Here is a 15,786-nt window from a genome sequence, read left to right on the forward strand (position 1 = left end):
CGAGGGGGCCGAGGTCCTTTCCGGCGCAGCTCAGGCCGCAGGCAGAATACCGGGCGGTACACTAGAATGAGCTTGAGATGCGAGACTTAGGGGGGACTTCGGTTCCCCCTTTTTTCGTTTTAGGGGATAACGAAGCTTGGTGCTGCCAGTTCAAACCCGTCGAATGAAAATCCGGGGCTGACGGTGCATCCTACCAACGTCCAATCCCCGGTCGTGCGCGCGGCCTGCCACCAGTCTTTGGGCACGATGGCCTGCGGGCGCTGACCTGCTGCCAGATTCGGACCCAATGTGATGTCTTGTTTTGGGCCAGCGTCGTGTTCTGATAGCCCCAAGATCAGCGGTGCGCCCGCGTAATAGTGCCAGATTTCAACGGCATCGACGCGGTGCCAATGGCTTGCTTCGCCTTTCTTTAGCAGGAAATAGATACATGTGCCGCAAGGTCGGCCTTCCGCGTCTTGATCCACCCAGGTCTGGCGGTAAAACCCGCCCTCAGGATGGGTTGAAAGGCCAAGCGTGTCGATGATGTCTTGTGCTGTCATGTGGTCACGTTAGGCTGCTGTCTTGGGAAGGCCAAGGGGGCGTCATGAAGGTTATTGTTGTGGGGTCGGGCGTGATCGGGGCAGCGATTGCGTTCCAACTGTCCAAGGCAGGGGCTGACGTCACGGTCGTTGATGCCGGAACTCCGGCGGCGTCTGACACGTCGTTTGGCTGGATCAATGCCAGCTTTTACGCAGATACAGCACATCATCACCTGCGCGTGGCGAGTATCGCGGCGTATGATCGGCTGACCAACGCGGTTGCGGGCCTTCCGATCAGTAAGTGCGGTGCCCTGTGGTGGGAAGCGCAGGGCACCGAATTGCAACAGATGCAGCGCAGCCTTGAAATGCTTGCCTATCCGGTTGAGCATCTAACACGCGCGCAGGTCAAAGATTTTGACCCCGATATCAAAGGGTTGCCGGACGATGTGTTGCATTTTACGTCGGAAAGCTGTGCGGATGTGGCAGGGCTGGCGCACGTATTGTTGCAGGCATCGGGCGCGCGTTTTGTGCGCGGTGTGGCTGTGCGATGTGTCACAACCCATGGCGGTGTGGTGACAGGTGTGGAAACAACAATGGGGCCGATAACGGCCGACCGCGTTGTCATCGCTGCTGGAAATGGTGCGCCTGATATTTTGTCGTCGGTTGGCGTCGCCTTGCCGATGTTAATCCGCCCCGGTGCTTTGGTGACCACAAAACCAAGTCGTGCGCGCATCACATCGATCATGGTCACACCCCACGGCGAAGTGCGCCAATTGTCAGACGGGCGATTTCTTGCGTCAGCGGTTGCAAACCATCAGGCGGATGATGCGTCAACGGTTACGGAAGCGGCGGGTGATATCGGCGAACGGGTGATGGGATGGCTGAACCCGATCATTGCGGGCGATGATCTTGAGTGGGACCAAGTTGCGCTGGCGTATCGCCCCGTCCCAAAAGACGGATTGCCGGTGATCGGGGCCGTTGGGCCGGACGGGTTGCATGTGGCCGTTATGCATTCCGGTGCGACGCTTGCGGCGATCACCGGTGAGGCGATTGCTGCGCAAATCATGGGGCAGGGTGACCTTGCAGACCTCATTGCGCCGTACAGCCCGCAGCGGTTCCAATAGAAAAGGCCCCCGCACAGGCAGGGGCCTTAACATGGACTTGAAAGGCTTAGCGCAGGATCGAACGACCCGCGTAAACGGCTGTTTCTTCCAGCATTTCTTCGATGCGGATCAACTGGTTATATTTTGCGAGCCTGTCGGAGCGCGCCAGTGACCCTGTTTTGATCTGGCCGCAGTTTGTTGCGACAGCGAGGTCCGCAATTGTCGCGTCTTCTGTTTCGCCGGACCGGTGCGACATGACGTTGGTGAACCGTGCACGGTGCGCCATATCAACGGCTGTCAGTGTTTCGGTAAGCGTACCGATCTGGTTGACCTTCACCAACATGGAGTTCGCGGATTTCTGATCGATCCCCATTTGCAAACGCTTAGGGTTGGTGACGAACAAATCATCGCCGACCAGTTGGATCTTGTCACCGAGGCGTGCCGTCAGGGCGTTCCAACCATCCCAATCATCCTCGCTCATACCGTCTTCGATTGAAATAATCGGGTAATCGGCAACCAGTGCAGCGAGGTAGTCGACGTTTTCTTGCGACGTCAGCGATTTACCTTCGCCTTTCATCTCGTACTTGCCGTCTTTGTAGTATTCCGTCGCCGCACAATCGAGAGCGAGATAGATGTCCTCGCCCGGTGTGTAACCTGCCTTTTCGATAGATTTCAGAATGAAATCAAGCGCGTCGCGGGTGGAGTTGATGTTGGGGGCAAAGCCACCTTCGTCACCGATTCCGGTAGAAAGGCCAGCGGCCGTCAACTCACCCTTCAGGGTGTGGAACACTTCGGATCCCATGCGCACGGCTTCGCGGATCGACGTCGCGCTGACGGGCATGATCATGAATTCTTGAATGTCGATGGGGTTATCTGCGTGCTCACCGCCGTTGATGATGTTCATCATTGGGACGGGCAGGACGCGGGCGGATGTGCCGCCGATGTAGCGGAACAGGGGCTGTGCGGTGAAATCTGCGGCGGCCTTAGCCACGGCCAGTGACACGCCCAGAATTGCGTTCGCGCCCAAGCGGCCTTTGTTTTCGGTCCCGTCGAGCTCGATCATCGCCATGTCGATGGCAACCTGTTCTGTCGCATCAAAGCCAAGCAGTGTTTCGGCGATTTCGCCGTTCACGGCCTCAACCGCTTGCAACACGCCTTTGCCTTTGTAGCGCGCTTTGTCGCCGTCGCGCTTTTCAACTGCTTCGTGCACACCTGTTGATGCGCCTGATGGCACAGCCGCGCGGCCCAATGTGCCGTCTTCCAATGTGACGTCGACTTCGACCGTGGGGTTGCCCCGGCTGTCGAGGATTTCGCGGGCGTGGATGTCGATAATCGTGCTCATGGAATTTTCCTTCGGCTTTGTTAGCGCAAACAGTTCGATATTATGGCACCCTATAACGGGTCGGGCGTGGCTTGGGAAGTGGGGCGGGTGCGGGCTTCGCGTAGAAGGGTAAAGACACCTGCGCCGATAACGATGGTCACGCCGATCAGGGTCATTGCGTCAGGGCGTTCGCCGAGAACGGTCATGCCAAGGATCAATGCAAAGACCATTCGTGTGTAGCGGAACATGGAAATGAACGCGGCATCACCAGCCCGCGTTGCGGCGACAATACTCAGATAGGCCAGCAGCGCGACGATCACGCAGCCCACCAACACGGCACTGTCACGTGCGTTCGGTACGATCAGGGATTCACCATTGAACCAGCACAGAACAAGGCCCGCGGGGACCAGCAGCAAAAAGGCATGCAGCGATAAATGCGCACCCGAAATCGGAACCGTGATTGCACGTGTCGACAGATCACGCCCCGCAAGGCCCAGCATCCCGCCAACACCAATCAGGACCGCCACTGAAAAACCTTCAACACCTGGTCGGATGATCAGCAAAACTCCGACAAACCCGACCAGAATGGCGGCCCAACGCCGCCATCCCACAGTTTGCCCAAGGAAAATGACGCCGCCCAGGGCCACCACGAGAGGGGTGGCCTGAATGATCGCCGACAGCATCGTCACGTCCAACCGCATCAGGGCTGTGATAAACAACATTGTGCCCATGACCTCAAAAAACCCACGTCGCCAGACTTGGGGGCTTTTGTGGGCGGGAACGAAAACCGGCTGGCCCTTGGCGATGAACCACACGGCAAACGACAGAGCAGCACCGGCGCCGATCACGGCGATAATTTCACCGGGTGGGATGCGCGCACCAAGGGTTTTGATCAACACGTCTTCGATCGCGAAGGCGAGCATCGAAAACGTCATAAAGGCCGCACCGCGCAAGTTTTCCAAATCAACGCACCGCTGTTTTCGTGGGGCGGATCATCGGACCAACGCCACCCAAGGGACGCCAACCCCCATAAGCGCAGCGCAATGCGGGTTTGGTGCGTACATTGTCCGCGTCAATCAATGCGGCCTGTACCGGGCGGTGGTTAGCCATCAGGGTTTTCCTTTTTGGGCACGCCGTAAAGCTCAAGCCGATGGCCCTTTAGCTCATACCCTAACTTGTCCGCGATACGTTCTTGCAGCGCTTCGATCTCGGCATCGATAAATTCGATCACTTCTCCCGATTGAACATCAATCAGGTGGTCGTGATGGTCGCGGTCCGCGGTTTCATAGCGCGCGCGCCCGTCGCCAAAATCATGTTTCTCCAGAATGCCGGCTTCTTCGAACAGCTTTACGGTGCGGTACACGGTCGCCAGCGAGATACGCGGGTCCGCGGCAGAGGCGCGGTTATACAGCACTTCGACGTCGGGATGGTCGTCGGACGCCTCAAGAACGCCTGCAATTGTGCGGCGTTGATCGGTAAGGCGAAGGCCCTTGGCCTCGCAGCGGGAAAGAATTGTGTCGCTCATGTTGGTCCGTGCCTGTGCTGTACGCCTTGCTTACGCGATAGGGGCCACAGGGCCAAGTGGTCACAGGCCGGGAATGGCGATCCAAGTGCCACCAAGTTTGCGCAAGGCCGCACCGGTGCGCAATTTGAACCGCGCGAGGGTCGGGGCATTGTCCGTTTCGACAAGACCAAGATCGAATGTCTTGTGGCCAAGATGGGTAAGCCTGTCCGCCGCATGGAACAGCAGTAAATTATGGGCATGGGCGCGCCGCCCGTTCGGGCTGGTCCAGGCTGTTTGTAAGGTGGCGGTTTCGCCGTGGCGCAGTACAAGAATAGCAGCGATCAGGTGCCCCTTGTCGTAGGATTCAAAGATTAACGCATCTTCGGGGTTGAGTTGCGCAAATGTGGCTATCAGGGCGGTCGGCAATGGGCGAAACCGTCTGGACCGCGCGGTTGTATCTGCATGTTGGAACAAGGGGTGGTCCATGCCGTCCCAATTGACGTCCCGTAGACGTAGTTTGGCAGCCTCGGCGCGCCGCAGTTGATTGCGCCATTTGGGATGCAGGGCGGCACGGCGTTCATCCGTCGTTGCGCATAACTCCCACTCAGCAATGTGGGCAGGTGTGATGATCTGGCGAAATCCGGCGGATTTATAGGGCGTCGGTGCGTCATGTTCTGCGTTGAAGATGCGCAAGCCGTCGCGGCGCAATGCCCGCAGGTCTGACGTGTCGTGTGGCCCACGCGACGTGAACCCGATACGGCCCAATGGCCAGATGTGTCGGTTTAGAACGACAGGTGCGTCGCAGGACACGTCGGCGCCGAACGCGGTCAGGGCGCGGGCAAATGCGGGCGATTGTTGAAGCGGCACAGACATGGCTGCATTAACCACATGTTTATCTAAGACATGGTTAATGCAGGGATGAATAAGCGATTGAGGCACTTGCCGGACATCCCCGCGCCAAAACCTACGCCGTTTGCGGCGGCTTTTGTAGCATCGGTCTTGGCGTTGATCGGTGGGGGCGTGCTGGCGCTGTTAACCTAGAACGACGAGAGCATGACGTTTCTTGCCCGCGCTGAGCTTGATCGGGCTGGCTAGGTCATCCGCATTGATCATAAGGCCCGCGTCACCCAAGTGTTCATCATTCATCTTCGCGCCGCCTTCGGAAATCAGCCGCTTTGCTTCCTTGCCCGACCCGGCCAATCCCGATTTCACGATCAACTGCACGATGGAAATCCCATCGCCAACGTCTGCTGCATCCAGTGTGAGCGTCGGCAGGTCATCCCCGACACCGCCTTTTTCGAACACTTCTTTGGCTGTCGCCGCCGCCGCCTCTGCCGCGTCGCGACCGTGGCACAGGGCCGTCACTTCGTTGGCGAGGATAATTTTCGCGTCGTTGATCGCCACACCCTCAAGCGCGCCAAGGCGGTCACATTCTTCGACCGGAAGTTCAGTGTAAAGCTTTAGGAAACGGCCGACATCCGCGTCCGTGGTGTTGCGCCAGAATTGCCAGAACTCATAAGAGCTGAGCATTTCGTCGTTCAGCCAGATCGCACCGGACAGGGATTTGCCCATCTTCTTGCCATCGCTGGTGGTCAACAACGGAGAGGTCAGGCCGTAAATTTCGTGATCCAACACGCGGCGCGTCAGGTCGATACCGTTGACGATATTGCCCCATTGGTCACTACCACCCATTTGCAGCAAACAGCCGTAACGGCGGTTAAGCTCAAGGAAATCATAGGCTTGCAGGATCATGTAGTTGAACTCAAGAAAGCTCAGGCTTTGTTCGCGATCCAGTCGTGATTTCACGGATTCAAAGGACAACATCCGGTTGACCGAAAAGTGCTTACCGATGTCGCGCAAGAAATCGAGGTAGTTTAACCCGTCCAGCCATTCGGCATTGTTCAGCATCAACGCAGGGGTTTCGCCCTCATAAGACAGGTATTTCGAAAACACCTGCTTGATGCCCGCGATATTGCTGTCGATCATGTCGGGCGTCAAAAGCGGGCGTTCGTCTGCGCGAAAGCTCGGGTCGCCGACCTTTGTTGTGCCGCCCCCCATCAGGGTGATCGGCTGGTGGCCTGTCTTTTGCAACCACCGCAACATCATGATCTGGATCAGGGACCCCACATGCAGCGATTTCGCCGTCGCATCGAAACCGATATAGGCGGGAACAATCCCCGCGGCAAAAGCCTCGTCCAAGCCCTGATAGTCCGTGCAATCGGCTAGAAAGCCGCGTTCGATCATCACACGAATAAAGTCGGATTTTGGATGGTAGGTCATGGTGCGTTCCTGCTAGCGTTTGACCACTCTATATGGCGCGATCAGGCAGAGGGAAAGAGCATGTTAAAAGATCAAGAAGTGCGGGTGGTCGGGGCCATGTCGGGCACATCGCTGGATGGCGTCGATGCGGCTGAAATCGTCACAGACGGCCATACCATTTCGCGCTTCGGTGACGTCGCTTTTTTGCCCTATACCGACGATCAACGAGGCGTGTTGCGCGCCGCTTTGGGCCAGTGGCACGACGGTGATCTGGGCGAGGTGAGCGAATTGATCGAAACCGTTCATGCGCAGGTTTTGTCCCAATTCCCGCAGGCGGACCTGATCGGGTTTCACGGCCAAACCTTGGCCCACGATCCCCAAGGCCTTCTGGGAGAACCCCGAACCCATCAGGCCGGTGACGGGGCTGTCTTGGCGGAAGTTCTGGGTAAACCCGTTGTGTGGGATTTTCGTTCAGCAGACGTTCAAATGGGCGGAGAGGGCGCGCCGCTGGCGCCGTTTTACCACTTCGCTTTGGCCAAGAAAATGAAAGCAGATGCACCCATCGCCATATTGAACCTTGGCGGCGTCGGGAACCTGACGTGGATCGACCCTAGTTTGCCGCACCCCGAAAGCGACCGTGCGCTGCTGGCCTTTGATACAGGCCCCGCCAATGCACCGATCAATGATTTGATGCAGGCACGATTGGGGCAGGCCTATGATATGGACGGTACTTTGGCAGCCAAGGGCGACGTCGATCAAGGGATCATCGATGCGTTTCTCCAACATCCGTATTTCTTTCGCATGCCCCCCAAATCACTGGACCGAGACGCGTTTTCCGCTCTGTCGGATGCTGTCGCGGATTTGTCCAATGCAGATGCCGTTGCAACGCTGACGATGGCATGTGCCGCGTCAGTGGGCCAAGCGGTGCGTGCGTGCCCGACGCCGCCTGCCAGTGTCTATGTCACAGGCGGGGGGCGGCGAAACCCGACGTTGATGCGGATGATTGCACAATGCTGCGACGTGCCGATCGCCCCGATTGAAGACGCAGGATTTGACGGCGACATGTTAGAAGCGCAGGCATTTGCTTTTCTTGCGGTGCGCGTCGCCAAGGGGTTACCAACCAGCGCCCCCGGCACAACGGGTGTCAAAGCCGCGATTGGGGGCGGGACTATATCGCGCCCCTCATCCTAAATCGGCGTTCAGTTTGGACGTAATTTGGCGCAATATCGCGTCGCGGTTGTTCGGGTTTGCAAAGGCATCAAAAAGGGCCTTTGCCGCAGTGACCATGGCTTTGCATTTGTCGGGATGCGCGCGTGCCCATGCGAGTTTTTCTTCGACATCTTGCGCGCCCTCGATAAGTGGCACGTAGTGAACCCAAGGCTTGAATGCGTCGGTGTAAAACAGCTCCCATCCGTCTTCTTCTTTTAGGATCAATGCGTTGGATGATGCAGCTGATAGGAAATTCGATCCTGTGTCATTCCCCGCGAGGCTTAAGATATACCGGAACTGATGAAACCAGGTCCGCGGGCGTTTGGGGTGACATAGGTCCGCGAAGGCGGGTGTCTGTGCAAGTCTTTTCCATCTTCCCCGAAGAACCAAACCGACTTCGAAATCAGGGTGGTCGCGGTAGGTTTTGACGATGTTGTAGCGGGGCACACACAGTAAATCCGCCACGACGCCGGCCCAATCCGGGCTGTCATCGCGCAAGGTTTCTGCCTGATCTCGAATGTTGTAAACGCCGCGCAGGGGGCGGCCCTCGGGTGTCAGGACATCTGACATGCGTCCGGTCATATTGCCGAGCCAGACACAGCGATCTTCCTTATCTTCGAACGGTATTGTGTCATGTGCAAAGCCGCCTGCTTGGCCTGTCGGGGCGAGCGTATGGTAGCCGGGCAAGGGCCAAAGCGTCAGATTTTTGGCACCTTTACGACGGTTGTACGCGACTGTGCGGTGCGGTGGATTGCGCCGCGTTGGCGTTCCGATAAATCGCGCATCCATCATATCGATATGCAGGGGCGGTTGCGCGCCGTAGCGCATTAATTCGTTCAATGTGCCTTGTGCGCGTTCAAACCCGTTGCTGTCGGGGGTCAGGTGAAACGGCATATCGGCCGCCGCTTGATGCAACGCGACAGGATTGGCGAAACGATCGGTGATCGTTCGGTCCCGTTCCCATGTGACGGCCGTACCGCTCAGCCCTTTTCTTTTGCCGGAGTGGCCGGTCTTGGCGGCTGCAAACGCGGCCACTTCGTGTGCGAATGTCATATCGGCAGGCGGCGGGGATGATGCAGCAGGCTGCGCGCCGAGGAAGTTGACAACGCCGTCTATCTGTTCCGCGCTTACCGTCATGTCCGGTGTCGGGGCGGAATTCGTTAAGGTGAAATCAGCAGATAAGAAATCAATCAGTTTTTCAATCGGTTCTGAGGTGACGTTAAAGTCGATATATCGCGGATTTTGCCCGAACAACCTAGCACAGGCGGCTTGATGTGCGGCGTCTTCGTCGATCCAATGGGCGGGTAATGCTGCCTCTGATACACCTGCGTGCCATGCGGCCGCGATACGGTGATCACCATCTTCTGCCCAGAACCGTGCGGCAATCCAATCGGCGGGATCGCGTTGGGTCCGAATGAAATAGGCGTCAGGAAACCGCGTGAGCAGGAATTCAAGATGGTCCTGAATGACAAGCGGCGGCAGGTGGCGTTTGTTGGTGCGGTGAAGCCCTGAAAACCCGACGAACTTGAGCCATTGCGACAGCGGCGCTGTTCCGCTCGCGCGCGCGTAGGCCATGCTTTGCGCGAGCTTTCCGCCCTTGTGGTGCGCCCATGCGTATCCGTTGCCTTCAAACAGGGCGGCCACCGCGGCACCACCGCTGTGCGGCAGTCCAATTGCAAAAACCCGCGGCGGGGCGCTGTTTGGCATAATCGATTCCCGTGTCACGTCGTTTGCGAGAGTGTGACCTGTCACATCCGACGCGACAACCGAACAGGCGATTTAGGCAGGCAGATGGATATTGAACTGCGCGCGCAGCTTGGTGTCCAATTCGGGATCAAACCGCGCAGCTGACCGCGTGGCCAAGATTGCCTCTTTGCGGGCGATTGCGTTTTCTACCAGATTGGGGCGGTCTTTTTCGACCCATTCTTTCGGGCTCATCCGGTTGCCAAGATTGGGGTAAATTCGGTCACTTTGCATCCGCGATAAGGTTTGATCGGTGCCGAGGTAATGGCCAACCGCAGGAATGTCGGGCGTGCCCATGCAGACCTCGCGCATCTGATCGAGAGCAAGCGTTTCATCATCTACTTCGATGCCGCGCACGCAGCGCAGCGCCTGGCCGATCAAATCATCCCCAAGGATCAAGCTTTCAAGGCAAAATCCGAGGAGGGACGCGTGCATTCCTGCCGCTTCATAGACCATGTTGCACCCCGCGACACCGGCCAGAACATTGGTGCCCATCTGTTCCCAACCGGCCTGCATGTCCGGCATTTTTGAATCGCACGCACCGCCTGTTGCGCCGCCCGGGACGCCGTAGAACGCATGCATTTGCGCACAGCCCGCCGACAAAAGCGATTGTTCCCCAGAACCGACGGTCATCGATCCTGTACGAAGGTCCAGATCAAACGGCCAAGTGCCAAAGATCGCCGGATGCCCCGGGGCCATGGCGTTGACATAGACCACACCTGCCAGACATTCCGCCACGGCCTGAACGATCGCACCCGCGATGGTGGATGGCGCGGTGGCACCGGACATCCCCGCAGATAGCAACAAAACCGGCATGCCGCCCTTGATCGCCGTTTCCATGGCTTCGCAGCTTTCCGTGGCGAATTTCATCGGCGGAACCACAAAACAATTGGACATGGACACGAAGGGGCGTGCGCGAAACTTGGCTTCGCCACCTGCGGCCGCGTACAGAAATTCAAGGCAGTCGCCCACGTGGGACGGATCGGAAATTGACGTGCCGACATGTTTGGTTGTGCCCGAACAGCACGCATACAGCGTGTTTATATCCATTTCGAGGTTATCAAGGATATCGCGTGCAACCATCGGGCGTTGCAGGAAATGGACGTTGTCAAGAACGTCCGTAATGCGCGCGGCGTCGTGCAAATCTTGTAGGGTGCTGTCGCGGTAACTGTTGCCGGAAACGTCCACCATATTTACCGCAGCGCCCGCTGTTCCGTAGTGCACCCGCTGGCCCGATAGATCGAGGTCGTGGGCCGGATTACGTCCGCACAAGGTCAGATCTTTGCAGGACACCGCCAGCATGTCTTCCACCAAGGCGCGTGGGAACCGGATGCGGCCATCGTCCCCCATAATCGCACCTGCGCCTGTCAAAATCTCAACCCCGCTTGGAGGTGCGTCCGCCAACCCGATCGTTTCGAGGGCCGTAAGGGCGGCCTGATGAATTTTTTGAACCTCTGCGTCACTAAGAGGTTTGTAGCGCCCGCCAGTCATGCCAGCGCGCACCGGGCGCATGTTATCGGGCAGGGCGGCTGCGCGGGCCGCATGACGTGCGCTGCGCCCGCCAGATCGGCCAGCGCGTTTGATTGGGGATTCGTCGTTCATAATAGTGCCTTTCGATTTGAAATTTGGGACTTCAAAACAAATCGATAGGGCGCCCTCTGGCCGCGCGGCCGCGACGTGCGCCAATGGTCAGGCGAACACGAACGGGATGGGTCTTGATGCTCAAAAAATAGGCTCCATGATCAAATCTTCGATCAATTCGGGCCAGATGTTCTATTTCATTTGCGACCTGTGGTCGTTTTTGGGCGTTTCGGCGCGAAAAAGTGTTGTTTTCTTTCCGTCGCACTGGATCACTCACGCTTGTGTGAAAAGGATGCCTTGCGCGGAGTTTAGCGTAGGCAATCTCATCAGATGGCAGGAAATGGCTCAAACTGCGGTTTTCGTTCAATAAAGATGGAACCGTTAGGGCAGTGCGTCGTTTGTAGGCGCAACGTGAGGGGCAGAACAGATAACGCATTCTCATGTGGCAATGACGATTAAAAAAGGACGGAGACAATGAAACGCACATTTCTTGCAACACCTGCACTTTTGACCTTGGCTTTGGCTGCTGGTCCTGCACTTGCCGGTAATATCGACGAACCCATTATCACACCTGCACCCGCGCCAATGGCGGCACCTGTCATAATTGACACAGGTAGCGATTGGACCGGCTTTTATGCAGGTGGATCGCTTGGCTATGCGGATGTGTCCGACACAACGGCTGCATTTGACGCCGACGGCGCAACCTACGGTATCCACGGCGGTTACGACTATGATTTTGGATCATTCATACTGGGTGGTGAATTGGAATTTTCGGGCTTTGACGTCGAAGACGGCGCGAACTCCATTTCTTCCGTCGCACGCGCAAAATTGCGTGCGGGTTATGACGCAGGTGCGTTCATGCCCTACATCACAGCTGGCGTCGCCGAGGTCGATGTGGATGGTCTGGACGTGACTGACACAGGCGCGGTCTATGGTCTTGGTTTAGACTATAGCTACAATGACCGTGTGCGCATTGGTGGTGAAATTCTTCAGCACGAGTTTGACGATGTTGGCGGCTTGGACGTTGACGCAACAACCGCCGCGGTGCGTGTATCGTTCGACTTCTAAGAACCACTAAAACGAGATCGTGGCGCGGTGGGCAATTGCCTGCCGCGCCATTTTCTTTGGTGGATGCGATTTGATCGCCAATGGCCTGCCGCGTGTTCGGGATGGTCAGTCCAACAACGCGTCAATCGTATCCCCGGAAATGGAATGCCCGAGGTTTGCAAAACTGCCCGCTGCAAACATCTGCGTGGCGGCATCATGCAACGTGCGGTGTGTCGCCCGCGCAAGCGCTGAGCCAAGCGACAAGCGCGCAGCGCCCATGCGTGCAAAGCTTTCCATCGTTTCAGCAGCATAAATCGGGCCCGCCACGAGGACGTTCACAGGCGCTGTGACGGAGGCACAAATGCGTGCGACATCCGCGGTGGATTTGGGGAGAGGCGCATACAGGCAATCCGCGCCCACGGCCTCAAACCCTTGGAGGCGTGCGATGGCTTCGTCGATGTCATACGCGCCAGTCATGATCCCATCGGCACGTGCAGTCAGGACAAAATCATGCGGCAGGGCACGGGCCGCTGCGACGGCGGCCTTGATGCGTTCGATCGCAAACATTCTATCATAGGCTTCGGGGCTGGGCAGTTTGATGTCTTCGATACAAATACCTGCAAGACCGGCTTTGCCTGCCAGCGTGACCGTTTCTGCAACCGTGTCCGGATCATCGCCCCAGCCGTTTTCGAAATCTCCTTGGACGGGTAGGCCCGTGGCGGCGATCAGATCAATGGCATGGGACAGAGCCTCATCGCGGGACACGCCCAAACCGTCAGGGCGACCCAATGTGAAGGCGTGTGCCGCAGAGGATGTCGCGATGGCTTGTGCGCCCAGCGCCTTGAGGATTTTGGCAGACCCTGCGTCCCATGCGTTGGCAAGAATGAAGGGGTTGCCGGGTTTGTGCATCTCTCTGAATGTTGTCATCTCTGGTTTCCTTTCAAGTCGAATTGGCTGCGCCAATCCGATCCATCGGGGGGCTAGCCCCCCGAACCCCCCAGAATATTTAAGAACCAAAGAAACGGGAGGGTGGATCGGGCTTATGCTGCTTTGTCGTTAGCGAAGCCTAGCAGTGTTTTAAGGGCAGCGGCGTAATCTTCATCTGCAATCGTCATCGCAACGCGGATGTGACCCGCTGCGGCCTGACCGAAGCTTTCGCCGGGCATGGTTGCGATGCCATGGGCATCGAGCAGGTCGTTGGCGAAGTCCAGCCCGCTTAGACCTGTGGCGCGGATATCCAGCATTGCATACATCGCGCCTTGGGTCGGGCTGGCCTTTACAATGTTTTGGGTCGCCAGCAATGCCTCTGTGATTTGGCGGCGGCGTGCAAAGGGGGCGGCGATTTCGTCTTCCAGCGGGGTGCCTTGGCCCAGCGCAAAATGAGCGGCGTCCTGTATATATCCGGGCACGCCGTAGGTTGTATGCGTCGCCAGATTGACAAGATGTTCGATGGCGTCCTGTGGCCCGCAGACCCAGCCGACGCGGCTGCCCGTCATCGCGTGGCTTTTAGACATGGATCCGATGACCAACGTGCGGTTGGCCATATCGGGCAACGCGCGCGGGCTGATGTGCGTGCCGTCCCACAGCTGCGTGTCATAGACTTCGTCGCTGATCAGCCAAAGATCATGGGTTTTGCAGGTGTCGGCAATCGCTGAGAGTGTCGCCTTGGAATAGACCGCGCCCGTGGGATTGTTCGGGGTGTTGATCAGCAGGCTGGTGGCACCCTGTGCGTGGCGCGCGATGTCATCGGCGCGCGGTTGGAAGCCGTTTTCAGGAAAGGCGGGGATCGCTTTGGGGATCGCGCCGACCCCGCGAATGGTGCCGGGGTAGGTGGCGTAATAGGGATCAATATAAAGCGCGGTATCGCCTTCGTCGCAGACGGCATTGTGTGCGGCAAACAAAGCGGCCTGTCCGCCCGGTGTGATCAGGATGTTTTCGGGCACGGTGGCAACGCCTGTTCTGGATTGGATGCGATCTGCTACGGCTTTGCGCAGTTCTGGTGTTCCGGGAACAGATGCGTATCCGGTGTGACCACCCTTTGCGCTCTCGTTCATGGCGGCCAAAATGCTCGCGTGGGTGCGGATGTCGTGTTCACCGATGGTGAGTTCAAGGACATTTTCACCAGCGGCCTTCATGGCGCGGGCGCGGTAAAACACTTCCCACCCGTCGGAGCCGGAGGGGGTGAGGTGGGTGATGCGATGGGACAATTTCATGAGGCTACGTGACCTGCGCGATTGCCCCGTGTCAATCCGTCAAAAGAGTGCGCGGACCTGCGCCCAACGCGCCGAGGGTGTCGGATGGATTATACAACGCACAGGACGCGAGGCTGAGGCACCCACACCCGATGCAGCCGTCCAAACGGTCGCGTAACTTTTCCAATTGTGTGATCCGTTCGGTGATATCGATACGCATGGTCTTTGAAATCTTGCTCCAATCCGTTTTGCTGGGCGCCTTGTGTGTTGGCAGATGGGCCATGTGGGCTGCGATGTCGGCCAGTGAAAACCCCAAGCGTTGCGCGATCATGGCAAACGACAGCCGCCGCAGATCGGCTTTGTCGTAGCGGCGATGGCCACCTGCATTGCGCACCGGATGGACGATTCCGTGGGTTTCATAGAACCGGATTGCGGACACCGCGAGGCCGGTTCTGGTGGAAAGATCACCGATGGTCAGGCCTGACATGAAAATAGTCCTTGATCTAAAGTGCACTTGAGAAATTATACAACAGGGGATCAACGCCACAAGGAGAAACAAATGGCCTATCTTGAACATGTTAACGTCACCGTGACGGACCCCGACGCGACTGCGGCTGTGTTGGCCGATCTATTCGACTGGCAGGTGCGTTGGTCTGGTGACGCGACGGGGAATGGTCGTTCTGTCCATGTTGGCGGGGAAGGATTTTATGTCGCGCTGTATACGGGGCCGGACGGTGTACCCCTTGAGGCGGCGCATACCAGTTACCGCGAAAAGGCGGGATTGAACCATATCGGTGTTGTGGTCGATGATCTGGACGCTGTCGAAACGGCGGTAAAGGCGAAAGGGTACGAAACCCACAGCCACGCAGATTACGAACCGGGCCGGCGGTTTTATTTCAAAGAAGAAAACGGCGTCGAGATTGAAGTCATCAGTTACGACTGATCGGTCGGTGTGAAATCTGGCAAGGTCTTGCGGGTTTTGGCGGGCAGGGCCGCGCGGATAATCGCGTAGGACGTTTCGATGCGAAACCGAAGCTCTGCCGCGTCCGTCTCAAACGGGACCTGCACCCAGCTGCGGTGCATGTAGGGGGCTTTGGGCCAGCCGAACATGTCTTGTAGATGGTGGGCCTGTTCAACAGATGCGGTCTTGAGAGATATGCCATGGCCCATGGACCCGATGTTGGCGAACATTTTGCCGGCGATTTTCCATGTGTCATGGCCGCCCCAAGGGTCGCTCCGCTCTGCGGCAGGCAGGGACTTACACAGCTGGTTCACAAGATCACGCGACATACAAAGATTATGCGGCCGC

At 57.7% G+C, this 15,786-nt stretch carries 18 protein-coding genes; 4 read left to right on the forward strand and 14 right to left on the reverse strand.

What is annotated here, in order from left to right; translation table 11 throughout:
- Nucleotides 1–119: 119 nt before the first annotated feature.
- On the reverse strand, nucleotides 120–539 hold the full coding sequence (locus L0664_RS17320) for a cupin domain-containing protein (protein ID WP_235227153.1): 420 nt from the start codon (nucleotides 537–539) through the stop codon (nucleotides 120–122).
- Nucleotides 540–583: 44 nt separating this feature from the next.
- On the opposite strand from L0664_RS17320, the gene L0664_RS17325 reads away from it, so the two are divergent.
- Complete coding sequence (locus tag L0664_RS17325) at nucleotides 584–1,642, forward strand: NAD(P)/FAD-dependent oxidoreductase (protein ID WP_235227154.1); 1,059 nt, start codon at nucleotides 584–586, stop codon at nucleotides 1,640–1,642.
- Between the two features lie 46 nt (nucleotides 1,643–1,688).
- Here the strand turns inward: L0664_RS17325 and eno are convergent, their stop codons facing one another.
- The 6 genes from eno to tyrS form a co-directional block, all read right to left on the reverse strand.
- Nucleotides 1,689–2,963: a phosphopyruvate hydratase gene (gene eno, locus L0664_RS17330; RefSeq protein ID WP_235227155.1), complete on the reverse strand. Its 1,275-nt coding sequence runs from the start codon at nucleotides 2,961–2,963 to the stop codon at nucleotides 1,689–1,691.
- A 50-nt stretch (nucleotides 2,964–3,013) separates the two neighbouring features.
- Complete coding sequence (locus L0664_RS17335; RefSeq protein ID WP_235227156.1) at nucleotides 3,014–3,904, reverse strand: DMT family transporter; 891 nt, start codon at nucleotides 3,902–3,904, stop codon at nucleotides 3,014–3,016.
- 1 nt (nucleotide 3,905) lies between these two features.
- Complete coding sequence (locus L0664_RS17340; protein ID WP_235227157.1) at nucleotides 3,906–4,052, reverse strand: hypothetical protein; 147 nt, start codon at nucleotides 4,050–4,052, stop codon at nucleotides 3,906–3,908.
- Nucleotides 4,045–4,467, reverse strand: coding sequence for a Fur family transcriptional regulator (locus L0664_RS17345; RefSeq protein WP_235227158.1), 423 nt, complete (start codon nucleotides 4,465–4,467; stop codon nucleotides 4,045–4,047). The genes L0664_RS17340 and L0664_RS17345 overlap by 8 nt, the downstream gene beginning before the upstream one ends.
- Before the next feature lie 60 nt (nucleotides 4,468–4,527).
- Nucleotides 4,528–5,319, reverse strand: a complete 792-nt coding sequence (locus tag L0664_RS17350; protein ID WP_235227159.1) for a GNAT family N-acetyltransferase — start codon at nucleotides 5,317–5,319, stop codon at nucleotides 4,528–4,530.
- Between the two features lie 159 nt (nucleotides 5,320–5,478).
- The gene (gene tyrS / locus L0664_RS17355) at nucleotides 5,479–6,726 is read right to left on the reverse strand and encodes a tyrosine--tRNA ligase (RefSeq protein ID WP_235227160.1); all 1,248 of its coding nucleotides are present in this window, start codon (nucleotides 6,724–6,726) and stop codon (nucleotides 5,479–5,481) included.
- Between the two features lie 60 nt (nucleotides 6,727–6,786).
- On the opposite strand from tyrS, the gene L0664_RS17360 reads away from it, so the two are divergent.
- Nucleotides 6,787–7,896 (forward strand): anhydro-N-acetylmuramic acid kinase, encoded by a 1,110-nt coding sequence (locus L0664_RS17360; protein WP_235227161.1) that lies wholly within the window; start codon nucleotides 6,787–6,789, stop codon nucleotides 7,894–7,896.
- Here the strand turns inward: L0664_RS17360 and L0664_RS17365 are convergent.
- The 3 genes from L0664_RS17365 to L0664_RS17375 all read right to left on the reverse strand — a co-directional run bounded on the left by L0664_RS17365 (nucleotide 7,888) and on the right by L0664_RS17375 (nucleotide 11,674).
- Nucleotides 7,888–9,621 (reverse strand): glycosyl transferase family 90, encoded by a 1,734-nt coding sequence (locus tag L0664_RS17365; protein ID WP_235227162.1) that lies wholly within the window; start codon nucleotides 9,619–9,621, stop codon nucleotides 7,888–7,890. The genes L0664_RS17360 and L0664_RS17365 overlap by 9 nt on opposite strands.
- A gap of 72 nt (nucleotides 9,622–9,693) precedes the next feature.
- Nucleotides 9,694–11,259 (reverse strand): trimethylamine methyltransferase family protein, encoded by a 1,566-nt coding sequence (locus L0664_RS17370; RefSeq protein WP_235227163.1) that lies wholly within the window; start codon nucleotides 11,257–11,259, stop codon nucleotides 9,694–9,696.
- 31 nt (nucleotides 11,260–11,290) lie between these two features.
- Complete coding sequence (locus L0664_RS17375) at nucleotides 11,291–11,674, reverse strand: hypothetical protein (protein ID WP_235227164.1); 384 nt, start codon at nucleotides 11,672–11,674, stop codon at nucleotides 11,291–11,293.
- A 38-nt stretch (nucleotides 11,675–11,712) separates the two neighbouring features.
- On the opposite strand from L0664_RS17375, the gene L0664_RS17380 reads away from it, so the two are divergent.
- Nucleotides 11,713–12,306 (forward strand): outer membrane protein, encoded by a 594-nt coding sequence (locus L0664_RS17380; protein ID WP_235227165.1) that lies wholly within the window; start codon nucleotides 11,713–11,715, stop codon nucleotides 12,304–12,306.
- A 105-nt stretch (nucleotides 12,307–12,411) separates the two neighbouring features.
- Here the strand turns inward: L0664_RS17380 and L0664_RS17385 are convergent, their stop codons facing one another.
- The 3 genes from L0664_RS17385 to soxR all read right to left on the reverse strand — a co-directional run bounded on the left by L0664_RS17385 (nucleotide 12,412) and on the right by soxR (nucleotide 14,964).
- The gene (locus L0664_RS17385) at nucleotides 12,412–13,212 is read right to left on the reverse strand and encodes an isocitrate lyase/PEP mutase family protein (RefSeq protein ID WP_235227166.1); all 801 of its coding nucleotides are present in this window, start codon (nucleotides 13,210–13,212) and stop codon (nucleotides 12,412–12,414) included.
- 113 nt (nucleotides 13,213–13,325) lie between these two features.
- The gene (locus L0664_RS17390; RefSeq protein WP_235227167.1) at nucleotides 13,326–14,498 is read right to left on the reverse strand and encodes a pyridoxal phosphate-dependent aminotransferase; all 1,173 of its coding nucleotides are present in this window, start codon (nucleotides 14,496–14,498) and stop codon (nucleotides 13,326–13,328) included.
- A gap of 31 nt (nucleotides 14,499–14,529) precedes the next feature.
- Entirely contained in the window at nucleotides 14,530–14,964 is a 435-nt protein-coding gene (gene soxR, locus L0664_RS17395; protein ID WP_235227168.1) for a redox-sensitive transcriptional activator SoxR, read from the reverse strand.
- 72 nt (nucleotides 14,965–15,036) lie between these two features.
- On the opposite strand from soxR, the gene L0664_RS17400 reads away from it, so the two are divergent.
- On the forward strand, nucleotides 15,037–15,420 hold the full coding sequence (locus L0664_RS17400; RefSeq protein WP_235227169.1) for a VOC family protein: 384 nt from the start codon (nucleotides 15,037–15,039) through the stop codon (nucleotides 15,418–15,420).
- Here the strand turns inward: L0664_RS17400 and L0664_RS17405 are convergent.
- Entirely contained in the window at nucleotides 15,411–15,767 is a 357-nt protein-coding gene (locus tag L0664_RS17405; protein ID WP_235227170.1) for an MmcQ/YjbR family DNA-binding protein, read from the reverse strand. The genes L0664_RS17400 and L0664_RS17405 overlap by 10 nt on opposite strands.
- Between the last annotated feature and the right edge of the window lie 19 nt (nucleotides 15,768–15,786).

It is taken from the genome of Octadecabacter dasysiphoniae (genome assembly GCF_021532615.1).
GTDB lineage: Bacteria > Pseudomonadota > Alphaproteobacteria > Rhodobacterales > Rhodobacteraceae > Octadecabacter > Octadecabacter dasysiphoniae.

Coding starts and splice junctions, on each gene's coding strand:
- L0664_RS17320 (WP_235227153.1), bottom strand. CDS start 539: ATGACAGCACAAGACATCATCGACACGCTTGGCCTTTCAACCCATCCT.
- L0664_RS17325 (WP_235227154.1), top strand. CDS start 584: ATGAAGGTTATTGTTGTGGGGTCGGGCGTGATCGGGGCAGCGATTGCG.
- eno (WP_235227155.1), bottom strand. CDS start 2,963: ATGAGCACGATTATCGACATCCACGCCCGCGAAATCCTCGACAGCCGG.
- L0664_RS17340 (WP_235227157.1), bottom strand. CDS start 4,052: ATGGCTAACCACCGCCCGGTACAGGCCGCATTGATTGACGCGGACAAT.
- L0664_RS17345 (WP_235227158.1), bottom strand. CDS start 4,467: ATGAGCGACACAATTCTTTCCCGCTGCGAGGCCAAGGGCCTTCGCCTT.
- L0664_RS17350 (WP_235227159.1), bottom strand. CDS start 5,319: ATGTCTGTGCCGCTTCAACAATCGCCCGCATTTGCCCGCGCCCTGACC.
- tyrS (WP_235227160.1), bottom strand. CDS start 6,726: ATGACCTACCATCCAAAATCCGACTTTATTCGTGTGATGATCGAACGC.
- L0664_RS17360 (WP_235227161.1), top strand. CDS start 6,787: ATGTTAAAAGATCAAGAAGTGCGGGTGGTCGGGGCCATGTCGGGCACA.
- L0664_RS17365 (WP_235227162.1), bottom strand. CDS start 9,621: ATGCCAAACAGCGCCCCGCCGCGGGTTTTTGCAATTGGACTGCCGCAC.
- L0664_RS17370 (WP_235227163.1), bottom strand. CDS start 11,259: ATGAACGACGAATCCCCAATCAAACGCGCTGGCCGATCTGGCGGGCGC.
- L0664_RS17375 (WP_235227164.1), bottom strand. CDS start 11,674: ATGCGTTATCTGTTCTGCCCCTCACGTTGCGCCTACAAACGACGCACT.
- L0664_RS17380 (WP_235227165.1), top strand. CDS start 11,713: ATGAAACGCACATTTCTTGCAACACCTGCACTTTTGACCTTGGCTTTG.
- L0664_RS17385 (WP_235227166.1), bottom strand. CDS start 13,212: ATGACAACATTCAGAGAGATGCACAAACCCGGCAACCCCTTCATTCTT.
- L0664_RS17390 (WP_235227167.1), bottom strand. CDS start 14,498: ATGAAATTGTCCCATCGCATCACCCACCTCACCCCCTCCGGCTCCGAC.
- soxR (WP_235227168.1), bottom strand. CDS start 14,964: ATGTCAGGCCTGACCATCGGTGATCTTTCCACCAGAACCGGCCTCGCG.
- L0664_RS17400 (WP_235227169.1), top strand. CDS start 15,037: ATGGCCTATCTTGAACATGTTAACGTCACCGTGACGGACCCCGACGCG.
- L0664_RS17405 (WP_235227170.1), bottom strand. CDS start 15,767: ATGTCGCGTGATCTTGTGAACCAGCTGTGTAAGTCCCTGCCTGCCGCA.